Consider the following 24,312-nt stretch of genomic DNA (forward strand, 5'->3'; position numbering starts at 1 on the left):
TTTTTTTATTTCATAATATTTCACTTAATATGTGTATTGCTGAACTCCATTTTATATTAAAATATTACGATTTTGATCGTGCATGCTTGCCTGGGGATATGGCTCGAGCCTGTAGTCTCTCGCTCATATCATTTCCCCGGGCGTCAGCACGATGCAAAATCTCTATAAGTGATGTATTTTAATACAATAGAAAAAAGCTTCGTATTATTTAACTGATACACCAAATAGAAAGTCATATTTTTAATCAACCAAAATATATAACTTAATATGAAAACACATGAAGTCCATTTTATATAAAAAACTTACAATTTTGATCGCGCATGCTTGCCTGGGGATATGGCTCGAGCCTGTAGTCTCTCGTCCATATCATTTCCCCGGGCGTCAGCACGATGCAAAATCTCTATAAGTGATGTATTTTAATACAATAGAAAAAAGCTTCGTATTATTTAACTTATAAAGCTAATAGCAAGTCATATTTTTAATCAACCAAAATATATAACTTAATATGAAAACACATGAAGTCCATTTTATATAAAAAACTTACAATTTTGATCGCGCATGCTTGCCTAGGGATATGGCTCGAGCCTGTAGTCTCTCACTCATATCATTTCCCCGGGCGTCAGCACGATGCAAAATCGTTTGGAATATTTGTCAAGATACAAAAGCAAAGGCTCATTTGAAACAATTCATTACCTCTAATCTATTGATGAAGTTCTTATTTTATAAATTTAATAACATGACTCAAATGATACGCATGTGATGATCGTTTCAAATCTCCACTTAAAAATTTATGGATGAAAAACAATGCAAAAACGAATAAGAAGAAGATGAAGCATTTTAATTGGGAGTATTTTAAACCTCAAATTAATCAGCAGTTTTCAGAAACAGAAACTAAAAAATCTACAGTCAAAGAAAAATTGATGTAGAATCAGTTTTTGGATTCATGAAGGCTATTTTGTGTTTCACTCGAATGTCAATTCGAGGGGTAGACAAAGTCGAAAGAGAATTATGATTTGTCCTAATGGCATTAAATGTAAGGAAAATAGTAGCTCAACGTGGTACATTATTTGATAAAAAAGAAAACGACAATTCCTACATTATTTCAATAGAAATTATCGTTTTCTGTTTAGTCAGAGACATTTATGTCCCGAACCTTTTTAGTTATTTCAATTTTACTAGCGTGGTAACGCTTCTTTATATTGGATAGCTTTAAGTTTTCTTATAAAATCCGAATTTCCTAACTCTCGCTCTTTTTTTGTTGTTGATTCCATTTATAATAATCTATTTTATTTAATGATTCTTTCTTTTTTAAGCGCTTAACATGCTCTTTATAACTCAATACATTACATGCAGTGATGTGTCTATTTTGTTTAGATGAAAGCACAAACAAATTGTCAACAAGGTATTGATGTAATGCACTATTAGTAAAATTTTTGAAGATTGAAATAAAGAGTTCTTCTTCACTTACAATATAAATCCGTCGCTTATCATCATTAATAACTTTTAATAATAGTTCAAAATTCATGACTTGTGATGGCAGATAATGATTAAATGTTAAAAAATCTTTTGGTATACCTGCTGTGTGGCCAGTTTGATATGGAAAGAAATTCATAACCATCACTCTATTTGGATTAATATTAAATTGCTTTAATATAGACCCATTGCTATAGATATATTTCTTAAACCAACAATGATGATCTATATAAGGAAGAAATACTTTTTGTCCGTTTAAATTCAACTTACCTTGGATATCTTGCAATATTCTATTACGATAATGTACTACCATTTCTTCTGGTAATGAAGGATCATTAATTATAAAATCATTTTCAGCCTTTTTTTTCAAAATTACTATATCTGCTATTTCAGGATTTCCAAAATATGGTCTTGCTATGGCTGGACTTAATACTGCATCATTTTGTACAATTCGTTGTCTATGCTTATTAATTTTTACCTTCCCATTTGCAAAATCAATCAATTTTTTAAATCTTGGGATATTGCTAAAATCTTCACCAAAATTTTTTTTGAAGTATGCTAAATCTTGTGGGTGTAAAAAAGCAGTTGTGTCATGTCTTTTTATTATTTCATTTAAAGTATCTAAGTCATAAATAGAGTTATATTGATCCAAGTATGCTTGCCAAAATTCATTTATTTCTTTTAAATATTCACTCATCACTTATAACCTCCTATTTATGCTAAGTTTAATTAAGTACATAGACAGTTAGTGTCCAGATTAAGGTAACAAGCAATTTTACTTAAAATTTTTTAACTCGTTCACAACGCTTAATAAATGGCTAAATTTTCAAATAAATATGCACTTAAAGCTAAACATTAAAATAAATTATAAAAATAAACAATTATTTTAAATAATTCAAAGTTACACATGCTCTTACCCAAAAGATAACATATTTAAAAGAAAAAAACCGTAAGCTAACACTATAAATTAGCCTACGGTTTATTTTTTTATTTATTAAAAATAACTGCCTTTATCTTTTAATTTCAACCATTTCGAAAGCTTCTATAATGTCGCCTTCTTTTAAATCGTTATATTTTTCAATTGTGATACCACATTCATAGCCTTGGGCTACTTCTTTAGCATCGTCTTTATAACGTTTTAACGTGTCCAATTCACCTTCAAATTGTACAATACCATCTCTGATAACCCGGACACCGGCATTTCTCGTAATCTTACCATCTGTTACATAACTACCAGCAATTGTACCTACTTTTGAAACTTTAAATGTTTGACGTACTTCTGCTTGGCCAATTACTTGCTCTTCGTATTCTGGGTCTAGCAAGCCTTTCATTGCTGCCTCTATTTCTTCAATAACGCTATAAATGACACGGTGTAATCTCATGTCCACACCTTCTGTTTCAGCTGCACGTTTGGCACCTGTATCTGGTCTTACATTGAAACCAATGATAATACCATTTGACGCATTCGCTAAGGTCACATCGGATTCGTTTATCGCACCTACTGCAGTGTGAATAATACGAACATTAACACCTTCTACTTCAATTTTCATTAATGAAGCTGCAAGTGCCTCTACAGAACCTTGGACATCACCTTTAATGATGACATTTAAATCTTTCATTTCACCTTGTTTCATTTGTTCAAATAAATTATCTAGTGAAACGCTCTTACTTTCTTGACGTTGTTGTAAAACATTGGCTTCATGACGTGCTTCTCCAATACGTCTTGCTTGTTTCTCATCTTTAAACACAACAAAACGGTCCCCAGCTTGTGGTACATCATGAATACCTGTAATTTCAACAGGAGTAGACGGCTCTGCAGATTTAATTCTTTGTCCTAAATCATTGACCATCGCACGAATTCTACCGTACGTATTACCAACAACCAATGCATCTCCGACATGTAGCGTACCATTTTGCACTAGAAGTGATGCAGACGGACCACGTGATTTATCTAATTCTGCTTCTATCACTGTACCTACTGCTTTTTTCTCAGGATTAGCTTTTAGTTCTTGTATTTCAGATGTAAGGACAATCATTTCTATTAAATCTTCAATACCATCACCGCTTAAAGCAGAAAGTGGTACGAAAATTGTATCGCCGCCCCAAGCTTCAGGAATCAAACCATATTCAGTCAATTCTTGCATTACTCGGTCTGGGTTAGCAGTTGGTTTATCAACTTTATTGACAGCTACAATTGTTGGTACATTCGCCTCTTTGGCGTGATTAATAGCTTCTATCGTTTGAGGCATTACGCCATCATCTGCTGCTACTACCAAAATTGTAATATCAGTTACTTGTGCACCGCGTGCACGCATTGTTGTGAATGCAGCATGTCCTGGTGTATCAAGGAAAGTGATTTTTTTACCATCATTTTCAATTTGATAAGCACCAATATGTTGTGTGATACCACCAGCTTCACCTGCTGTTACTTGTGTGTGACGGATAGAATCCAACAATGTTGTTTTACCATGGTCAACATGTCCCATAATAGTAACAACTGCTGGTCTTTCTACTGCATCTTCATCTTCAGATTCATCATCAAAATAAATTGATAAATCCTCTTCATCAATAACAACTTCCTTTTCCACTTCTACACCATAATCATCAGCAATCAATTCTAATGTTTCATCATCTAATGCTTGATTAATGTTAGCCATTATTCCTAATAAGAATAACTTTTTAATAATTTCTGAAGAATCAACATTAATTTTCTCAGCAAGTTCTCCAACAGTTATACCTTCTTGATAAGTGATGTGTGAAGGTATTTCTTTTGGTTCTTCCTGTTTAGTTTGTTTGTTTTTATTGTTATTTTTGTTGTTCTTATTGTTCTTCTTATTTTTGTTATTATTTTTATTATTTTGTTTGTGATTTTGATTACTATTATCTTTTTTATTAGCATTAGGCTTGTTATTTGATGATTTTTGTTGATTTTGACCTTGTTGTTTTTGTTCTGATTGATTGGATTTCTCCGGTTTATAAACTTTATCTAATGCTTTTATTTGGTCGTCTTCTAACGTTTGCATATGACTCGTTACCTCAACGTCCATCTTCTTTAACTCGTCTATAATATCTTTACTTTTTAATTTTAAATCTTTGGCGTATTCGTAAATTCTTATTTTACTCATATAGTCACTCCTTACGATATTCATCTATCATTGACACTAACTTTTTAGCAAAGCCTTGATCAGTGATTCCAATGTTAACTCGTTCTGCTTTACCTAAAGCTTGTCCTAATTCAGCTCTCGTTCCAAATATGCGAAATGATATATGGTAACTTTCACACTTGTTCTGAAACATTGTCATTGTGTTTTCAGAAGCATCAGTTGCAATAATTACGAGCTTCAATCTATTTTTCTTAATGTCATTTAAAATGACTGATTCACCTGTTTTAACTTTTCCAGCACGCATTGCTAACCCTAAAAAATTCACGATTTTCTCTATAGTCATTTAGGTATCTCTTCACGATAAATAAGACGTATAATTTCCTTATATACAGGATTTAGAGTTTCTGCATCAACTTTAAAGTATTTTTCTAATACACCTTTTTTTTGTGCATCTTCTACTAATTTAACATCTTTTGATACATATGCACCACGACCTTGCTGTTTTCCAGTTGCATCAGCAAAAATTTCGCCTTCTTTATTAATAACAACTCGAATCATATCTTTTTTAGGATGCATGTCGTTAGAAAGTATACATTTACGCATTGGAATTTTTTTCTTTTTCATAAAGCTCACTCCAATTTATTTTTCAGCGTCTTCTTCATCTAAGCTATCTGTTTCGTCATCTTTTTTGAAGTCATTAATTTCTGTATTAACGTCTTCTAAATCAATGTCTGTGTTTTGCTCAATATTTTCAACATCCTCAGTGTCAATCGCCTCATCTGTAGGATAAACGCCTTCAGCTCTAGCATCACTTTCTGATTTTATATCAATTTTCCAACCAGTTAATTTGGCAGCTAAACGTGCGTTTTGTCCACGTTTACCGATTGCTAAAGATAATTGATAGTCAGGTACAACAACAACCGTTGATTGGTTTTCCTCATCAACAATGACTTGTAGTACTTGAGAAGGGCTTAAAGCATTTTTAACAAATACTTTCGGATCTTCATTCCATTGAACGATATCAATTTTTTCGCCGCCTAATTCTTCTACAACCGCTTCAACACGGGAACCTTTAGCACCTACACATGCACCTACGGCATCGATATCTGGATTATCTGAATGAACGCTGATTTTAGAGCGATCTCCAGCTTCACGAGCAACTGATTTCACAATTACTGTACCGTCAAAAATTTCTGGTACTTCTTGTTCAAATAAGCGTTTTAATAATCCAGGATGACTACGTGAAACGTAAATTTGAGGCCCTTTTGTAGTTTGCTCTACTTTATTGACATACACTCTAATTCTCTCATTAGGAATGTAGCTATCATTAGGGCTTCTTTCAGCTTCAGATAATACAGCTTCTGTGCGTCCTAAATTAACATAAACATAACGATGATCGACTCTATCAATGAGACCATTAACAATATCATCTTCTTTATCGATAAATTCATCATATAATATTTCACGCTCAGCATCGCGTAAACGTTGCATTACAGCTTGTTTCGCAGCTTGTGCACCTACACGTCCAAAATCACTTGGCGTTACGTCTTCTTCGTAGATATCACCAACTTCATATGCTGGATTTTTAACTAGTGCTGTACTTAAGTCGATCTCTTCTCTATTATCCATTACTTCTTCTACGACTTGTTTACGAGCGATTACATGAAATGTACCTTCATCCATATTTAACTCAACGCGTACACTTCTTGCACTATCATAGTTCTTTTTATATGCAGTAATTAGCGCTGCTTCAATTGCATCAATTAAAACTTCTCTTGGAATCTTTTTTTCTTTTTCTAAATATTCAGTTGCTAATAATAATTCATTACTTGACACGATTTATCATCCTCCTCATCACATTAAAGCATTACAGCATGACGTGCTTTAGCGATTTTATTTCTTGGAATTTCAACTTGCTTCTTCTTAGATTTTTCTTTTACTTCCATAATAATCGTTTCACTTGTTACTTCTTTTAAGATACCTAACCATTCTTTTCCACCTTCAATAGGAGCATATAAAGAAACGTATATCGGTTTTGAAACAGCATTTTGGAAATCTTTTTCTTTTTTTATAGGTCTTTCAGCACCTGGAGAAGCTACATCTAAATAATACATTTCTTGAATAGGATCTTCTTCATCCATAACTTCACTAATCTTTTCAGAAGCTAGGGCACAATCGTTTAAATCGACGCCACCTTCTTTATCAATGGATACTCTTAAGAAGTAATCTTTTCCTTCTTTTGTGTATTCGACTTCAACTAATTCGAAATTTAAGTCGGCAAGGACGGGTTGAATAATTGATTCAACTTGCTCAGTTACTTTACTCATACTGACCTCCTTTTTTGGCAAATAGAAAAGAGCGGGTATAACGCCCACTCTTCCTGCCTGAGTCTAATTTTTTAAGCAATATTATTATACCATATGTTTATTTCCTATACAAACAACTATATCTTTCATATAGTATGACAATAACTAATATCAAATTTTTATACATTTAACATTTTGACATTCAATTTTAATCAATATATTGAGCGATTACATATCAAATATTGATAATTGTGCTTTATCTGGCAAGTTAGGTAATGAACCAAGTTCGTCTAAATATTCAATGACTTTTTGTGACAAACCTGCTTTTTTATTTAAATCTTCTTTAGATAAAAACGGTCCTTCTTCACGTGCCTCAACTATACGTTGTGCAACGTTTTCTCCTAATCCAGGAACAGAAATAAATGGTGGAATCAAACTATCATCTTCAATGATAAAATCAAATGCTTTACTTTTCTCTAAACTAATCGGTTGCATACGATAACCGCGTTGCGCCATTTCATTCATGATTTCTAATACAGTTAATGTATCTTTTTCTTTTTTGGCTAAATCCATGTAGCGTGAATACATATCGTTTACTGTATTTCGAATACCTTCTTTATCCTTAATCATTGAGATCAAATCAAAATCAGACGCACGCACCGTAAAGTAACTTGCATAGTAGTAAAGTGGATAATGGACTTTGAAATATGCAATACGTACCGCCATCAACACATATGCTGCAGCATGCGCTTTAGGGAACATATATTTAATTTTTCTACATGAGTCCAAATACCAATCGGGCACTTCATTGTCTACCATTGCTTCAACCATATCATCCGTAAGTCCTTTACCTTTACGCACAAATTCCATTGTCTTAAAGGCTAGTGATGGTTCTAATCCGTTATACATTAAATAAACCATAATATCATCACGACAACAAATGACACTTGATAAATCACAAGTTCCTGAACGTATTAAATCTTGTGCGTTACCTAGCCAAACATCTGTACCATGTGATAATCCAGATATTCTAACTAATTCTGAAAATGTAGTTGGCTTGGTATCTTCTAACATTTGACGGACAAATCCTGTACCAAATTCAGGCACACCAAATGTTCCAGTTTTACATAAAATTTGCTCTGATGTTACACCTAATGGTTCTGGTGAACTAAAAATACCCATGGTTTCCTTGTCATCAACAGGTATTGTTTTAGGATCAATCCCAGATAAATCCTGTAACATACGTATCATCGTCGGGTCATCGTGTCCTAATATATCCAGTTTCAATACGTTATCATGTATTGAGTGGAAATCGAAATGAGTTGTCATCCAAGCTGATGATTGATCATCTGCCGGAAATTGAACAGGTGTAAAATCGTAGATATCCATATAATCTGGTACAACAATGATGCCACCTGGATGTTGTCCAGTTGTACGTTTTACGCCCGTACAACCTTTTACGAGTCTATCAACTTCAGCACCTCTTTTGTGAATGCCTTGATCGTTTAAAAATCCTTTCACAAAACCGAAAGCTGTTTTTTCTGCCACCGTACCAATTGTACCGGCACGAAAGACTTTGTCTTCACCAAACAATTCTTTTGTGTAATTATGTGCTTGAGGTTGATACTCACCACTAAAGTTCAAGTCGATATCAGGCACCTTATCACCTTTGAAGCCTAAGAAAGTTTCAAATGGAATATCTTGTCCTTCTTTAATCAATTCACAACCACATGTGCCACATTTTTTATCTGGTAAATCAAAACCAGAACCGATAGATCCATCGTTAAAGAACTCACTTTCTTTACATTGCGGACAAATATAATGCGGTGGTAATGGATTAACTTCTGTAATTTCAGTCATTGTCGCTACAAAACTTGAACCTACAGAGCCACGTGAACCTACTAGGTAACCGTCATCCAGTGATTTTTTAACAAGTCTTTGCGAAATTAAATATATAACGGAGAATCCATTCCCAATAATACTTTCAAGTTCTTTCTCTAATCGGTCGATTACAATTTGTGGTAAATCTTCGCCATACAATGCTCTAGCATTGGCATAGCTCATATCTCGTATTTCATCATTAGCACCTTCCATACGCGGCGTATACAATTCATCTTTTATCGGAACTACACGTTCGATACGGTCTGCTAATTCATTCGTGTTTTTAACAACTAGTTCATGTGCTTTTGCTTCACCTAAGAAATGTAATTCGTCTAACATTTCATCTGTTGTTCTAAAATGTGCCTCAGGTAAAGTACTACGATTTAACGGGTTACCTGGCTGTGATGCAATTAAAATTTTACGTGCAATACCATCATGTTCGTTTAGATAATGCGCGTTTCCTGTCGCAATAACAGGAATATCATTTACATCTCCAGCTTGAATAAGACGTTGATAAATTTCATGCAATGTCTCATTATCTCTCACAAGTTCTCTATCTATTAAATCTTGATATAATGCAGGTGGTTGTACTTCAATGAAATCATAGTATTTTGCTATTCTTTCCACTTGCGATTGATCTTTTTGCATTACTGCAGTAAATACTTCACCTTCATCACATGCAGAACCAACAAGAATACCTTCTCGATATTCATCTAATAGTGATCGTGGAATTCTAGGTGTTCTATAATAATATTTAACTAAAGATGCACTTACTATTTTAAATAAATTTTTCAAGCCTTGTTGATTTTGCACAATAAGCGTTACGTGGTTTGGACGTGCACGTTTATACGCATCTTCATTAGATAACGATTTATTAATATCTTGATGATTATAAACTTCCGCTTCTTCTAATTGTTTTAACATTTTTATAAAAATATAAGCTGTTGCTTCAGTATCATAAATCGCTCTGTGATGCTGTGTTAAATCTACACCATATTTTTTAGCTAAAAAATTCAGACCATGCTTACCATATTCTGTGTTGATAGTTCTGGAAAGTTCAAGTGTATCTATCACACCATTCGTTGATGCACCTAGACCAATTTTTTCATAACCAGTATCTATGAATCCCATATCAAATGATGCATTATGTGCTACAAATATCGCATCACCGACCCACGCTTTAAACTCTGTTAATACTGTTTCAATTTCAGGCGCATTGACGAGCATATCGTCTGTGATATGCGTTAAATTCTTGATTGTTTCAGATAAACGCTCATGTGGATTACTAAAACGTTCAAATTTATCAATGATTTCTCCTTCTTTTACTTTTACAGCTGCGAGTTCGATAATTTTATCATATTGATTAGATAAACCTGTTGTTTCAACGTCAAAAACAACGTATGTTGCAGTTTTCAAATCAATATCTTGTGGCTTATAAGCTATGGGCACACCATCATCAACCAACATGCCTTCCATACCATATATCATTTTAATATTATTTTTTTCAGCTGCAGCATGCGCATCTGGAAATGCTTGAACCACATTATGATCAGTAATTGCAATCGCTTTATGGCCCCATTTAGCTGCTTGATCTACATATGCACTTATATTCGGAATGCCATCCATCTGACTCATGGATGAATGCAAGTGAAATTCTACGCGTTTCTCATCTGCTTTGTCTTGTTTAACTGTTTTTTTTATTTCTTCAATATCAGACATCATCATTACTAAGTCACGTACGAATGTGTCTTCTTCTATTCGACCTTGTGCTCGTACCCATTTACCAACACTGAGCGCTTTAAAATGAGCTAAATCATCTTTATTTTTTCTAGTGAACATTTTCAACACTAATGAATCAGTATAATCTGTAACTTTTAATTCAACAATATGGCGTCCACTTTTCAATTCTTTTAAATTAATATCAAAGATAACACCTTCTACCGCAACTTTAAATTCTTCTTCGATAATCGATTCTATAGGTTTTACATTTTCTATTTGAATCGGTTTACCGATTTGACATTTTGCTACAGCACTTTCGTTATTATCTTGTTGCTTGGCTTTTTCAGCGCGCATCTTTTCTAATTTTTCAGTGGCTTCACGAGCACTTTTTTCATCTTCTTGTTGAATATGTGCCTCTAATGAGGCTAAATCGTCCCCATTTGAAGTATGATCAGTTTCAAAAATGATACTACTGATTGCAAATCCACATTGTTGAAATGCTTTAATCAAACTCCCATTGCAAGCTTTATCAAAATGATCACGTTCTATATCATTCTGACACATAACTTTGAGAACATCCCCTGACATAATTAAGCGCTTTTGCTTAAGCTGACCTTTTACTTTTGGCGATAATTGCGTTTGATCAATACAATAACTAAAGTATTTCAAGGCATATTCATCTTGATTCACTTTATTCGTAATTGTAAAATTGCAATCAACTTTGGCAATTGTTTTAAATTCTTCAGTAATTGCATTCATAAATAACAGATAATCTTCAATAGGTAAAAAATATGGAAATGTTATCTGAAATACCCAAATACGATCAGTTGTTTTAACATCTACACGCGTTAATTCACTTTGTGCTAAAATTTCTGGATCCAAATGATCTGCAATTTTAATTTGATCAGCTAAGACCTTAAATTTTTCTTGATTTGTCATTGACATGACGATAACCACCTTACTATTAATTACACTACGTTACTATTTCAAATCACTTTTTTAACTGTCGCGTATGTATTTTTTACATTATCTATCTTATAACGGAAAAGCATTAATTTCTAATACTTAAACTCTACTACTTTTACAATATGGTTACTAATAATAAATAAGAGCGGAAATGAAATCAAATATGACTCATTCGATTTCGCTTTCCCGCTCCCCTATATAAGGCGATTATTTACCAAATTACAGGTTAATTTTAAAAATTCAACAATACCTGTATACAAACATATTTATTGTTATAAATTATCTTTGCTTTTAATTGTTTAACATACATATCATTTTTAACATCATATGTCATAGCAATTACTTTTTTAAAGTAAATTGCTGACTTATATACTTAGGTATAAGTCATTAATATAACGATTTAAGTTATCAATTTGAACATCTTCACTTTCACCTGTATCACGTCGTTTAACTTCTACGATACCTTCTGCAGCATTTTTACCAACCACTACTCTAATTGGTAACCCAATTAAATCAGCATCATTAAATTTAACACCTGCACGTTCCTTACGGTCATCATATAGTACATCGTATGTTTCTTTTAATTGTGTATATAGTTGATCGGCCAATTCGCGTTGTTCTTCTTTTTTAGGGTTGATTGTAATTAAGTGTAAATCAAATGGCGTTACTGATTTAGGCCATATAATACCATTTTCATCGTTATTTTGTTCAACAATCGCACTTAAAGTTCTAGAAATACCTATACCATAACATCCCATTAATAAAGGTTTGGCCTTGCCTTGATTATCTAAGAATGTTGCGTTCATTGCTTCTGAATATTTTGTACCAAGTTTAAATACTTGCCCGACTTCAATTCCTTCAGCAAATTTAGCGACACCTGATCCATCAGCTAAAGCTTCACCTTCTAAAATAAATCTAAAGTCACCATACGCTTCTATTTCAAAGTCACGTCCTACATTTGCATTCAATAAATGGTAACCATCTTCGTTAGCACCTACAACAATGTTATTTAAATCTTTTATAAAATTATCAGCATATACTTTGATGTTTTTATCAAAAATTGGTCCAAGTGAACCAGGAGATGCACCTAATAAATTTTTAATTTCATCTTCTGTTGCTAATTCGATGTGATCAGTACCAAAGAATGCTTTTAATTTCACATCATTAATTTCATGGTGACCACGTACAAGTACCATAATAAATTCACCATCGACATTAAATACCATAGATTTTGTAATTTCATCCAATGGCTTTTCTAAAAATGTTGCTAATGCTTGTGCTGTATGTACTTGAGGTGTTTCTATTTTTGTTAATGGCGCTACATCATCATGTTTTTCATTAGGATGATATACAACCTCAGCTTTTTCAATATTGGCAGCATAATCACTATTTTCACTATAAACAATTGTGTCTTCACCAATTTCACTTAAAGCCATAAATTCGTGTGTATGGCTTCCACCAATAGCACCTGAATCTGCAACTACTGGTCGTGCATTAATTCCGACACGTTTAAATATGCGATCATATGCGTGATACATATCTTGGTATGTTTCATCTAAAAAAGCTTCATCTGCATGAAACGAATATGCGTCTTTCATAATAAATTCACGACCACGTAACAGTCCAAAACGCGGACGTTTTTCATCTCTAAACTTAGATTGTATTTGGAATAAAGTAAGTGGTAATTGTTTATATGATTTAAGCTCATCTCTTATCACAGACGTTATAAGCTCTTCATGTGTTGGCCCAAGTGCAAACTCACGGCCATGTCTATCTTTTAAACGCATTAGTTCTGGACCATATGCATTCCAACGACCTGATTCTTCCCATAGTTCTGCTTTTTGTAACGCTGGCATTAAAATTTCCACAGCCTCGATACGTTCCATTTCTTGTCTTACAATTGTTTCAATGTTATTCAAAACTTTTGCAGCTAACGGTAAATAGCTATATATGCCACTCGTACTTTGTTTAATTAATCCTGCTTTTAGCAAAAGTCTATGACTTAAAGCTTCGGCTGCAGCCGGTACTTCTTTCATCGTTGGTATAAATACTTTAGATTGTTTCATTTACATGCTCTCTCCTTTTATAAGAAATAACGTTGAATGTCATTCCATGTCACTAAGACCATAACAATTAAGACAAATACTGCACCAATCGCTATAATGGTAGTTTCTGCTTTTTTGTTTAATGGCTTTCTGAAAATCGCTTCATATATAACGAATAAGATACGTCCGCCATCAAGTGCTGGAACTGGTAATAAATTCATCAAACCTAAATTGACACTGAGTAATGCTGTCCATGAAATTAAATTGATAATGCCTGTTTTAACAACAGAATCAACCGTATGGTAAATACCAACAGGACCGTTTAACATATCAAATGAAAATTGACCTGTAAAAATGCTCGCAATCATACTTAAAATCGCAGTAAAAATCAGTTTCCCAGCTACTAATGAACGTTCTACACCAGATACAATTGGTTTAAATAAAGTATGTTCAGTAGAAGCAGTATAACCTAATAAATATTTTGTTTCTGAATGTGTTTTAGTTACTTTTTGTTCATATTTTTTAGGTTTTACTTGTAAGTTTTCTGTTTTGCCATCCCGTTCTACTTTAATTTGCGTCTTTTTGTCTTTAACTTGCGACATCGCTTGATCTATATCAGATTTACTATCGATAGATTGGTCATCAATTTTCACGATAGTGTCACCTGTTTTTAAGCCAGCGTGTGCTGCTGGACTATCTTGCGCAACTTTATCAACTGTATTTGTTGGTGTACCTTGATAATAAGCCAAGCCAATAAATAATACTAATGTAAGTAAGAAGTTAAATAACGGACCCGCAAACAGTGTTAAGAATTTTTGATAAGGTTTTTTGTGTGTGAATTGTCGGTTTTTAGGAGCAATTTGAATTAAACTACCATTTTCAACAAAATAGGCTTTGTTAGCAATCTGATAATGATGTCTTTGCTGATCATATGCAGTTACACCTTCTATATATAAATCTTCTTTAAAATCACATTGCTTAACTTCCATTGCTTCAATTTGTTGGAATTTGTGTTGATCATCTAAAATGATATGTGTAATTTCATCTTTATCATTTAATTTTATCTTTACATGCATACCTGGTTGAACGGGGGGTTCTTCCAACCCGTCACCTGCCATTCTTACATACCCTCCAACTGGCAATAAACGAATGGTATATAAAGTTTCATTTTTTCTGAAACTGAAAATTTTTGGCCCCATTCCAATTGCAAATTCTGGACACATAATGCCAGCTCTTTTTGCAAAAAACATATGACCGTATTCATGAACTGTTACAAGAACACCAAATACGATTATAAAAGAAATAATTGTCACTAGAAAACTCAAATTGATACACCTCATATTTTCCGTAAGATTGTTCCATTATTTTATATTATTATAATATACAAGAAATTTAATGCTTTTGATTATAAAATTATAACATAACACTACCGACTGATACACGTAACTTTATACAGTATAATAAATTTTCACGACTTACCTCTTAAAATATATACGATTCATTTTATAAACTTATGAAAAGGAGTTAAAAATTTAAATGTCTCATATGATCAATCATCAGCATTTAAATTAATAACTCCTTTTATTTTTCAATTATACAATTTTAAAAGCATATCATTTCTTTCAAAATCACTTAAATTAGGAATATATTTAATAATGGTAAAACAAACATAAAACTATCGAATCGGTCTAATATACCACCATGTCCAGGTAAAATGCGTCCAGAATCCTTCACACCAAAATGGCGTTTAAAACCTGATTCCACTAAATCTCCTAGCTGCCCAAACATACTCAAAATAACTGTACATAATAGCAATAACCATATTGCAATGTTAAAGTCTATAAACATCATCATTATAAGTGGGACGATCAAACTACAAATAATACCACCTATAAATCCTTCAATTGTTTTATTAGGACTGATTACAGGCCATAATTTATGTTTGCCCATTAATCTACCAAAAATGTATGCACCAGTATCAGTAGACCACACAATTAAGAAAGCTAACAATATGTAATGTAATCCCTCTGATCTTGTTTCATAAAGATACATAAAACCTATGCCTACATAAGCTATAGACATTAAACAAAAAGCAGCATCCATAAAACTAAATCTATTTTTAGATAGCACAGTATAACTTAATAAAATAAAACTCATTGCTATCAAAGATTTTAATTGTAAATCATTTACCCATGTACCTGCCTCTTGCGGTATCATAATAATTAAAATTCCTAATGCACTTATAATTCCTGGGATGGACAAGAACTTTATCATATTCATATTTAACAATTCTTTGAGACCTATAAACGCTAATAAATATGAAAAAAGCATTAGTACAAGGCCACCCTTTAACAATACAGGTAGAAAAACAATAAGTGCTATTATTGCTGTTAAAGTTCTAACTTTCATACTATTCTCCTAACTATCTATAATCCCCCAAAACGTCTTTGACGAGATTGATAAATTTTAATACAGTTTATTAATTCTTCTTTGTCAAAATCTGGCCAAAATTTTTCATTGAATATAAATTCACTGTAAGATACTTGCCAGATAAGAAAGTTACTAATTCGTTGTTCACCTGAGGTTCTAATTAAAAGGTCTGGATCAGGATAATGGCGGGTCATTAAATGTTCATTAATCAGTTGTTCTGTAATATGTTCACTGGATAAGCCTTCTGAAGATAATTTTTCATAAATTGACTTTACACTTTGGACAATTTCAGCACGTCCGCCATAGTTAATTGCAAAAATCAGTTTTAAACCAGTATTATCTTTGGTCTGGTCCTTCGCTTTACTGATGGCTTCAAGTGTTGCTGTTGGTAAATCCTTTAAAAATCCAATAGTTTCTACTTTAACATTATTTTCTATTAATTCTGGTAAAAAGGTTTTTAAGAAATTAACTGGTAGGTTCATAATATAATTAACTTCATTTTTGGGTCTAGTCCAATTTTCAGTTGAAAATGCATACAACGTTAAATATTTAATACCTAAATCACTAGCTTCTTTAGTTATTTTTTTGATCGTTTGCATACCTTGGTAATGTCCTTTTATTCTAGGCAGCTTTCTTTGTTTAGCCCAGCGTCCATTGCCATCCATAATAATTGCTATATGATTAGGTACATTATGTAAATCCAGGTCAATGTTGGATGCGTTAGGCTGGTTTTTTTTCTTGTTTAGCTTTTTAAACATGGTATTTCCTCCGAGCGTTATCATCTCTGCTTTTTATATTAGCTTCTAAATGCAATTATCTATCATTTTATCATACTAGATAAGCGCAATGAATAAACAAATAAAAAAACTGTACCAAAGTCTGATTTGATACAGTTCAGATAAATTCATAATATGCTTTATTTTCAATATCAAACAACTAAAAGATAGATATTTACTCACGAAAAGTCATATCATAATTACCATGTTTATACTGACATAATATCTTGTTCTTTTTCTTCTAATAATTTATCAATGTCATTGATAGAATCGTCAGTTATTTTTTGAACTTCATTTGTTTGAGTTCTTAGGTCATCTTCAGTGATGTCACCATTTTTCTCTTGCTTTTTAAGCTCGTCATTCGAATCACGACGCACATTTCTAACTGCAACTTTAGAATCTTCGCCAATTTTTTTAACTTCTTTTACAAGTTCTTTACGACGTTCTTCTGTTAATGCAGGTACGCTGATACGGATTACTTCACCATCACTAGATGGATTCACACCTAAGTTTGCTGCATTAATTGCTTTTTCAACATTAGCCACTGATGATTTATCGTATGGTGAAATGACTAAAAGACGTGCTTCTGGCACACTGATACTAGCAAGTTGTTGTATAGGTGTTGGTGCCCCATAATAATCAACCGTAACACCGTTTAAAAGGTTTGAATTTGCTCTACCAGCACTAATGTTGGCTAATTCTCTTGAAAGACTATCAATTGATTTTCTCATCTTTGTTTTCGTGTCATTAATTATGTCACTCATATTATACACCTCTAAATTATTTTGTAATTAATGTTCCTATTTTTTCACCCATAACAGCACGTTTAATATTTCCTTCTTCTGTGATAGAGAATACATTCAATGGGATATTGTTATCCATACAGAAAGAAGATGCTGTCGAGTCCATGACTTGTAAGCCCTCTTGTAACATTTGAATATGCGTTAAATGTTCATATTTAACTGCATTTTCATCTTTTTTAGGATCTGCAGAATAGACACCATCAACATTATTTTTGCCCATTAAGATAACATCTGCTTCAACTTCAGCAGCACGTAAAGCTGCAGTTGTGTCAGTTGAGAAGTATGGATTACCTATGCCAGCTGCAAATATCACAACGCGTTTTTTCTCTAAGTGTCTAATTGCGCGACGACGAATATAAGGTTCTGCAACTTGTTTCATCTCTATAGAAGTTAATACACGTGTATCACACTCTAATTGTTCTAAACTATCTTGTAGTGCTAAAGCATTCATAACAGTAGCTAGCATACCCATATAATCTGCTGTACCACGATCCATACCTAGATCACTACCAGTTTTACCTCTCCAGATATTACCTCCGCCAACAATCACTGCAATTTCACAATCCATTTTTGCTACCTCAGCTACTTGTTGAGCAACACTTTTAATAATTATGGGATTTATCCCGAATCCATCTTCACCTGCTAGTGCTTCGCCACTTAATTTTAAAACGACACGTTTATATTTAGAAGTTTGAGCCATTGTCTTATCCTCTCTATTGTGAAAATATGTATTTGATACAAGTAAAGAAGACACAGTAGAACTTCCAATATAAAAGTAAGTCTTTCATACGGAGCACAAAAAGGTGTCTTCTTTCTTGTTCAAACTATGAAAAATTATTTCATTTGTCCTTTTACTTCGTCAGCAAAGTTTTCTTCACGTTTTTCCATACCTTCGCCTACTTCATAACGTACGAAGTCAACTAGTTTTCCACCTTTTGATTTTAAGAAAGCTTCAACTGTTTGATCAGGATCTTTAACAAAGTTTTGGTCAACTGCACAAATTTCTTGTAAATATTTACGTAAACGACCTTCAACCATTTTCTCAACGATTTTTTCTGGTTTTCCTTCGTTTAAAGCTTGTTGTTTCAATACTTCTTTTTCATGAGCAATTTCATCTTCACTTACTTGTTCAGATGAAACATATTTAGGGTTAATCGCAGCAATATGCATAGCTACATCTTTAGCAGCATCACTATCAGTAGTACCTTCAACAACTGTTAATACACCGATACGTCCACCCATGTGTAAATATGAACCAAATGCATCACTATCTGATTTTGTTCTAACTGCAAAACGACGGATACTTAATTTTTCACCGATTGTAGAGATTGCTTCTTTCATGCGTTGATCTACAGTTTTACCGTCAGCTAATTCAGATTCTAATAAAGCTTCAACAGTATCTACTTTACTATCTAACACTTGGATAGCAATTTCTTTTACTAATTCTTGGAAACCTTCGTTACGTGCTACGAAGTCAGTTTCTGAATTAATTTCTACGATTGCTGCCTCATTTCCTCTTTCTTCTACATGTACTAGTCCTTCTGCAGCGATACGGTCAGCTTTTTTAGCTGCTTTTGCAATACCTTTTTCACGTAGGTAATCAATAGCTTTATCAATATCACCATCAGTTTCTGTCAACGCTTTTTTACAATCCATCATACCAGCGCCAGTTTTTTCACGTAATTCTTTTACAAGTTTAGCTGAAATTGCCATTTCATATTCCTCCATTATTTAATGAATTTTAATATATTTATTTTAAAAAAAGGTGATAAGCTTATATATCTTATCACCCATTTTACATTATTCTTAGTTTGATTCAACAGAAGTGTTTTCTTCAGTTGTTTCTGCTTCAGTAGCTTCTTCTTTTGATTCATTTAAATCAATGTTTTGTTCAGCTGCTACTTCTTCATTTGATACACCTTGTTGACCTTCTAAGATTGCATCTGCCATTTTACCAGTTAATAATTTAACGGCACGGATAGCATCATCGTTTGCAGGGATAACATAATCGATCTCATCTGGATCACAGTTAGTATCCACAATACCAACGATTGGGATGTGTAATTTACGTGCTTCAGCAATTGCGTTGCGCTCTTTACGAGGGTCAACTACAAATAATGCTTGAGGCATAGATTTCATATCACGAATTCCGCCTAAGAATTTAATTAAACGGTCATATTCTTTTCTAAGTTCTACTACTTCTTTTTTAGGTAATACTTCGAATAAGCCATCTTCTTCCATTTTTTCAATTTCAGAAATACGTTTGATACGTTTTGAAATTGTTTTATAGTTAGTTAAAATTCCACCTAACCATCTTTGGTTAACATAGAATTGACCAGCACGTTCTGCTTCAGCTTTTACTGATTCTTGTGCTTGTTTTTTCGTACCAACGAATAAAACTTTTCCGCCATCTTCTGAAATTTGTTTAATAAAGTTGTAAGCTTCTTCTACTTTCTTCACTGTTTTTTGTAAATCGATAATGTAGATACCGTTTCTTTCAGTGAAGATGTATCTTTTCATTTTTGGGTTCCAACGGCGTGTTTGGTGACCGAAGTGAACACCTGCTTCTAGTAATTGTTTCATTGAAATTACTGCCATAAATAAAATCCTCCTATTGGTTTTTTACCTCCATAAAAAGCTCATATAAACACGATAATAAATTATCGCACCCTTTATACTTCCGCTCTTTATGTGCGTATTGGCTTAATAGCCGTGAATAAATATATCATATTCATACATATAAAGCAATAGTTCAGCTTATAATTTCTCATTCATAATGGCATGGTCTGAATTTGTATTTTTACAAATTCAGATAACACGATTCTACTACAGTATGAGATGCTTAATATGAGATGCTTAAGTTTAAAAATGACATTGTATTTATTTTTTACATATTTATCTAATCAACGCATATCGCATGGATATACAAAATGATGTGAATAGTGTAAATACCAAATGCATAAATTAGTTATTATACGTTTTATTTTATTCTATCTAATTCATCTAAGAATTTTTCTTTTTTAACTTTAATAAACGTACCTTTCATGCCTAATGAACGTGATTCAATAACTCCTGCACTTTCTAACTTACGTAATGCATTAACAATCACAGAACGTGTAATACCAACTCTGTCAGCTACTTTAGAAGCAATTAGCAAGCCTTCTTTACCACCTAGCTCTTCAAAAATATGTTCAATGGCTTCGCTTTCTGAGTATGATAACGAATTGATTGCCATATTAATTGCAGCTTTATCTCTTGCTTCTTGTTCAACTTCATTATGTTTTTCACGCAGAATTTCCATACCAATAACTGTAGCCGCGTACTCACCTAAAACGAGATCATTTTCAGAAAAATCGTCTTGTACACGTCCGAGCACTAACGTACCCAATCTTTCTCCTCCACCTAGTATTGGAAAGATAGTTGACTTACTATCTTTAAATACATCTTCATTTTCAGGTGGAAAAACTGAAAGAACACTTTCAATACCAATGTTAGATTTCGTTTCTTTTACATCCATTAATTTGTCTGTATATTCTACAGGTATATGTCTATTTTCTAACATTTGAGTAATACGTTCATTTTTTAACAATTCATTTAAACTTGATCCTAAAATTTTACCTTTTCTTGACACAATAAAAACATTTGTCACTGTTACACTACTTATTGTTTGTGCGACATCTTTAAAGTCTACAGCGATTCCTTTGTGCTTTTGCAAAAGTGTATTTAATTCTCTTGTTTTTGATAATAAGCTCATATTACTTCTCCTTTTTGTTTATATTATAAAATAAATGCACTTAAATCTTTATTTGTTGAAATTGATTTCAACTTATCATCAACATATTGAGGTGTGATATCTACAACGGCATGCGGCATGCTCGGTGCTTCAAACGACAGATCTTCTAACATTTTTTCAAGTATTGTGTGCAATCTACGTGCACCAATATTATCTGTATCTTGATTGACTTGAAAAGCAATTTCTGCCAGACGTTTAATCGCATCTTCAGTGAAATTAACTGTTACTTGTTCTGTTTGAAGTAGCGCTTCATACTGTTTAATTAATGATAACTTAGGTTCTGTTAAAATGCTTACAAAGTCTTCCACAGATAGGCTTTCTAATTCAACACGAATTGGGAAACGACCTTGTAATTCAGGTATTAAATCACTTGGTTTTGAAACATGAAATGCTCCTGCGCCAATGAATAGCATATGTTCAGTATTAACAGTACCATATTTGGTTTGAACCATGCTACCTTCAAGTATAGGTAAAATATCTCTTTGAACACCTTGTCGTGAAACATCTTGACCTGAATTTTGATTATTCGTAGCCACTTTATCTATTTCATCAATAAAAATAATTCCCATTTGTTCAGCAAGCTCAATTGCTTCTTGGTTGGCAGTTTCTTGATCAATCAGTTCATCAGCATATTCATCTGTCAAAATATTTCGAGCTGTTTTGACTGGTACTTCTCTTTCCACTTTTTTCTTAGGCATAAGTTGGTTCATCATATCTTGCATTTGTTGATTTTGATTTGTTCCTAACATACCTAAGGCACCTGGGTCTTGCTCGACTTTTAATCTCACTTTTTCTTCTTCAAGATCACCATTTAATAATTGTTGTTTGATTTCAGAACGTTTTGTTTTGATCTCTTCTGTTGGTGTATCTTCTTCAGCATCTTCATTATTTTGACCAAAATTGGGTATTGCTCCACCAAAAAGGGACTCTAAGGGGTTATTATTATTACTGCTATTCGCTTTCTTCTTCATACTTGGTACTAAAAGTTTAACTAATTTTTCATTCGCTTTATTTCTCGCTTCGTCTTTAACTAATGCTTTCTTTTGATCTTTAACTAATCTAACAGCAATGTCAACTAAGTCTCTAACCATACTCTCAACGTCACGACCAACATAACCTACTTCTGTAAATTTCGTGGCTTCTACTTTAATAAAAGGTGCGCCAACTACTTTAGCCATACGTCTCGCAATTTCCGTTTTCCCTACACCAGTCGGTCCAATCATTAAAATATTTTTAGGTGCAATTTCTTGTTTCTCTTCATCAGAAAGCAAGCTACGTCTATATCTATTTCTTAATGCTACTGCTACCTTGCGTTTAGCATCATCTTGACCGACTATATATTCGTTAAGTTTTGATACGATATCTTTTGGCGTTAATTTAATACCATTCGACTCCATAAGATAAATACCTCCGTTACTATATTTTCTTCAAAAACTCGCTATTTATTATACATTTATTTCATAAATTTTTAGTTTTTGTTATTTCTACTTATTTTAAAATATGAATTTTTAAAGTTCTTCTACAACGATTTGGTCATTCGTGAATACGCAAATATCTGATGCAACTTTCAAACTTTCATAAGCCATTTCACGTGCGCTTAAATCAGTCGCATGACGTTTTAGTGCTCTACCTGCACTTAGAGCATAATTACCACCTGATCCAATTGCAATCAAATCATCATCTGGCGCAATCACTTCTCCTGTACCACTCACAACAAGGATGGAATCTTTATCCATAACAATAAGCATTGCTTCCAGTTGTCTTAACTGTTTATCGCCTCTCCATTCTTGTGCTAATTCGACAGCAGCTCTTTCCAAGTTGCCACTAAACTGTTGTAATTTTGTCTCGAACTTTTCAAACAATGTAAATGCATCTGCCACACTACCAGCGAATCCAGCTAACACTTTATCATTATATAAGCGTCGAACTTTTCTAGCAGTTTTTTTCATAATAACTTGTTCTCCAAGTGTTACTTGACCATCACCAGCCATTGCTGAATGTCCATTATGTTGTACTGCGAAAATAGTTGTCGCATGAATAGATGTACTCATATATTAATTCTCCTTCTTTGCACGAGGATGTGCATTTAAATATACTTTTTTAAGTTGCTCATTCGTAACATGTGTATAACGTCCTGTCGTCGATAAATTGACATGTCCTAATAACGATTGCACTGTTCTTAAGTCAGCGCCTTGATTTAACATATGTGTAGCAAACGTATGTCTTAATTTATGCGGATGTATATCTGTCACACCTGCAGTTCGTTTCACTACATCATTCAACACATAACGAACGCCACGCTCAGTGATAGGCGCACCGTTCATATTAACTAACAAGTAATCGTGTTCGGTATTTTTTTTAGGACTAAATGTTTCTAAGTAATGTTCAATGCTCTGTTTACAAAATTCGCCGAAAGGGATAAACCTTTCTTTACCACCCTTACCTAAAACTTTAACACCTGGTAAATTCATGTCCAAATCTTGTTCTTTGATATTTACTAACTCTGAAACCCTAATACCAGTTGCATATAAAAGTTCCAAAATAACACGATCTCTTAAACCTTTTTTTAAATCTTGCTCTACTGTTTTAAATAACGCTTCCATTTCTTCTTCATAAAAGAAATGCGGCAAATACTGTTCTTTTTTCGGATGAACTAATTGTATAAATGGATTTATGACACTATCATCTTGTACCATCCAATACTCATAAAAACTTCTCAGCGTAGAAATTTTACGAGAAACTGATGTTCTTTTCAAGTTTTTTGAATATAAAAAGCTCAGGTAATTTCTTGCATCTTTATATTCAAAATTAGCTAAGCTTAAATACTCTTGATTTAAAAAATCATTAAATTGTTCTAAATCATCATGATATGACTTCAATGTATGATCTGAAAAATGCCGTTCTACTTTAAGCATATATAAATAAGCTTGTTGGATTTCTTCCAATAAAAACCCCTCCATCGATATAAATTGTAGCATATCGATGGAAGGAACTGCGAAACATAACTATTAAATTG

Annotated in this window: 19 protein-coding genes and 1 pseudogene; 1 reads left to right on the forward strand and 19 read right to left on the reverse strand. The window is 33.0% G+C overall.

The genetic code is table 11. The features are described 5' to 3' along the window. Positions 1-749 precede the first annotated feature (749 nt). Positions 750-1,207 (forward strand): annotated as a pseudogene (locus KA867_RS13465) (transposase); the annotation flags it as partial. A 30-nt stretch (positions 1,208-1,237) separates the two neighbouring features. Here the strand turns inward: KA867_RS13465 and KA867_RS09685 are convergent. The 19 genes from KA867_RS09685 to xerC form a co-directional block, all read right to left on the reverse strand. Next, positions 1,238-2,170 (reverse strand): hypothetical protein, encoded by a 933-nt coding sequence (locus KA867_RS09685; protein WP_210137852.1) that lies wholly within the window; start codon positions 2,168-2,170, stop codon positions 1,238-1,240. Between the two features lie 313 nt (positions 2,171-2,483). Continuing rightward, the gene (infB, locus tag KA867_RS09690) at positions 2,484-4,598 is read right to left on the reverse strand and encodes a translation initiation factor IF-2 (protein WP_210137853.1); all 2,115 of its coding nucleotides are present in this window, start codon (positions 4,596-4,598) and stop codon (positions 2,484-2,486) included. Positions 4,599-4,602: 4 nt separating this feature from the next. Beyond that, positions 4,603-4,920 (reverse strand): L7Ae/L30e/S12e/Gadd45 family ribosomal protein, encoded by a 318-nt coding sequence (locus KA867_RS09695; protein WP_019468439.1) that lies wholly within the window; start codon positions 4,918-4,920, stop codon positions 4,603-4,605. Beyond that, entirely contained in the window at positions 4,917-5,201 is a 285-nt protein-coding gene (gene rnpM / locus KA867_RS09700; RefSeq protein WP_019468440.1) for an RNase P modulator RnpM, read from the reverse strand. The genes KA867_RS09695 and rnpM overlap by 4 nt, the downstream gene beginning before the upstream one ends. Positions 5,202-5,216: 15 nt before the next feature. Further along, on the reverse strand, positions 5,217-6,413 hold the full coding sequence (nusA, locus tag KA867_RS09705; RefSeq protein WP_210137854.1) for a transcription termination factor NusA: 1,197 nt from the start codon (positions 6,411-6,413) through the stop codon (positions 5,217-5,219). Between the two features lie 23 nt (positions 6,414-6,436). Beyond that, positions 6,437-6,904, reverse strand: a complete 468-nt coding sequence (gene rimP / locus KA867_RS09710; protein ID WP_210137855.1) for a ribosome maturation factor RimP — start codon at positions 6,902-6,904, stop codon at positions 6,437-6,439. A gap of 207 nt (positions 6,905-7,111) precedes the next feature. Next, a complete protein-coding gene (locus KA867_RS09715; RefSeq protein WP_210137856.1) occupies positions 7,112-11,428 on the reverse strand; it encodes a PolC-type DNA polymerase III in 4,317 nt (1,438 codons plus the stop codon). A gap of 386 nt (positions 11,429-11,814) precedes the next feature. Further along, positions 11,815-13,515, reverse strand: a complete 1,701-nt coding sequence (locus KA867_RS09720) for a proline--tRNA ligase (protein WP_210137857.1) — start codon at positions 13,513-13,515, stop codon at positions 11,815-11,817. 17 nt (positions 13,516-13,532) lie between these two features. Then, positions 13,533-14,819 carry an RIP metalloprotease RseP gene (gene rseP / locus KA867_RS09725; protein ID WP_210137858.1) on the reverse strand — a complete coding sequence of 429 codons (1,287 nt, stop codon included), beginning with the start codon at positions 14,817-14,819 and terminating at the stop codon, positions 13,533-13,535. Between the two features lie 307 nt (positions 14,820-15,126). Beyond that, a complete protein-coding gene (locus tag KA867_RS09730) occupies positions 15,127-15,903 on the reverse strand; it encodes a phosphatidate cytidylyltransferase (RefSeq protein ID WP_019468446.1) in 777 nt (258 codons plus the stop codon). Positions 15,904-15,920: 17 nt separating this feature from the next. Beyond that, entirely contained in the window at positions 15,921-16,682 is a 762-nt protein-coding gene (locus tag KA867_RS09735; protein ID WP_210137859.1) for an isoprenyl transferase, read from the reverse strand. Positions 16,683-16,909: 227 nt separating this feature from the next. Next, entirely contained in the window at positions 16,910-17,464 is a 555-nt protein-coding gene (gene frr / locus KA867_RS09740) for a ribosome recycling factor (RefSeq protein ID WP_019468448.1), read from the reverse strand. 16 nt (positions 17,465-17,480) lie between these two features. After that, positions 17,481-18,203 (reverse strand): UMP kinase, encoded by a 723-nt coding sequence (gene pyrH / locus KA867_RS09745; protein ID WP_019468449.1) that lies wholly within the window; start codon positions 18,201-18,203, stop codon positions 17,481-17,483. A 134-nt stretch (positions 18,204-18,337) separates the two neighbouring features. Further along, on the reverse strand, positions 18,338-19,216 hold the full coding sequence (gene tsf / locus KA867_RS09750; protein WP_210137860.1) for a translation elongation factor Ts: 879 nt from the start codon (positions 19,214-19,216) through the stop codon (positions 18,338-18,340). Positions 19,217-19,309: 93 nt separating this feature from the next. Continuing rightward, positions 19,310-20,101, reverse strand: a complete 792-nt coding sequence (gene rpsB, locus KA867_RS09755) for a 30S ribosomal protein S2 (protein ID WP_040030607.1) — start codon at positions 20,099-20,101, stop codon at positions 19,310-19,312. A 382-nt stretch (positions 20,102-20,483) separates the two neighbouring features. Continuing rightward, positions 20,484-21,257, reverse strand: a complete 774-nt coding sequence (gene codY, locus KA867_RS09760; protein WP_192946725.1) for a GTP-sensing pleiotropic transcriptional regulator CodY — start codon at positions 21,255-21,257, stop codon at positions 20,484-20,486. Between the two features lie 23 nt (positions 21,258-21,280). Continuing rightward, on the reverse strand, positions 21,281-22,693 hold the full coding sequence (hslU, locus tag KA867_RS09765) for an ATP-dependent protease ATPase subunit HslU (protein WP_210137861.1): 1,413 nt from the start codon (positions 22,691-22,693) through the stop codon (positions 21,281-21,283). Positions 22,694-22,804: 111 nt separating this feature from the next. Further along, positions 22,805-23,347 (reverse strand): ATP-dependent protease subunit HslV, encoded by a 543-nt coding sequence (gene hslV, locus KA867_RS09770; protein WP_107384725.1) that lies wholly within the window; start codon positions 23,345-23,347, stop codon positions 22,805-22,807. Positions 23,348-23,350: 3 nt separating this feature from the next. Further along, on the reverse strand, positions 23,351-24,241 hold the full coding sequence (gene xerC / locus KA867_RS09775) for a tyrosine recombinase XerC (protein WP_210137862.1): 891 nt from the start codon (positions 24,239-24,241) through the stop codon (positions 23,351-23,353). Between the last annotated feature and the right edge of the window lie 71 nt (positions 24,242-24,312).

This window comes from Staphylococcus sp. GDH8C109P (genome assembly GCF_017893405.1).
GTDB classification, from domain to species: domain Bacteria; phylum Bacillota; class Bacilli; order Staphylococcales; family Staphylococcaceae; genus Staphylococcus; species Staphylococcus cohnii.

What these genes read in the sequence shown, in the direction of transcription:
- frr (WP_019468448.1), bottom strand. Translation starts at nt 17,464, where the DNA reads ATGAGTGACATAATTAATGACACGAAAACAAAGATGAGAAAATCAATT.
- rnpM (WP_019468440.1), bottom strand. Translation starts at nt 5,201, where the DNA reads ATGAAAAAGAAAAAAATTCCAATGCGTAAATGTATACTTTCTAACGAC.
- hslU (WP_210137861.1), bottom strand. Translation starts at nt 22,693, where the DNA reads ATGGAGTCGAATGGTATTAAATTAACGCCAAAAGATATCGTATCAAAA.
- KA867_RS09715 (WP_210137856.1), bottom strand. Translation starts at nt 11,428, where the DNA reads ATGTCAATGACAAATCAAGAAAAATTTAAGGTCTTAGCTGATCAAATT.
- pyrH (WP_019468449.1), bottom strand. Translation starts at nt 18,203, where the DNA reads ATGGCTCAAACTTCTAAATATAAACGTGTCGTTTTAAAATTAAGTGGC.
- KA867_RS09730 (WP_019468446.1), bottom strand. Translation starts at nt 15,903, where the DNA reads ATGAAAGTTAGAACTTTAACAGCAATAATAGCACTTATTGTTTTTCTA.
- hslV (WP_107384725.1), bottom strand. Translation starts at nt 23,347, where the DNA reads ATGAGTACATCTATTCATGCGACAACTATTTTCGCAGTACAACATAAT.
- tsf (WP_210137860.1), bottom strand. Translation starts at nt 19,216, where the DNA reads ATGGCAATTTCAGCTAAACTTGTAAAAGAATTACGTGAAAAAACTGGC.
- KA867_RS09735 (WP_210137859.1), bottom strand. Translation starts at nt 16,682, where the DNA reads ATGTTTAAAAAGCTAAACAAGAAAAAAAACCAGCCTAACGCATCCAAC.
- KA867_RS09720 (WP_210137857.1), bottom strand. Translation starts at nt 13,515, where the DNA reads ATGAAACAATCTAAAGTATTTATACCAACGATGAAAGAAGTACCGGCT.
- rpsB (WP_040030607.1), bottom strand. Translation starts at nt 20,101, where the DNA reads ATGGCAGTAATTTCAATGAAACAATTACTAGAAGCAGGTGTTCACTTC.
- KA867_RS09695 (WP_019468439.1), bottom strand. Translation starts at nt 4,920, where the DNA reads ATGACTATAGAGAAAATCGTGAATTTTTTAGGGTTAGCAATGCGTGCT.
- infB (WP_210137853.1), bottom strand. Translation starts at nt 4,598, where the DNA reads ATGAGTAAAATAAGAATTTACGAATACGCCAAAGATTTAAAATTAAAA.
- codY (WP_192946725.1), bottom strand. Translation starts at nt 21,257, where the DNA reads ATGAGCTTATTATCAAAAACAAGAGAATTAAATACACTTTTGCAAAAG.
- KA867_RS09685 (WP_210137852.1), bottom strand. Translation starts at nt 2,170, where the DNA reads ATGAGTGAATATTTAAAAGAAATAAATGAATTTTGGCAAGCATACTTG.
- rimP (WP_210137855.1), bottom strand. Translation starts at nt 6,904, where the DNA reads ATGAGTAAAGTAACTGAGCAAGTTGAATCAATTATTCAACCCGTCCTT.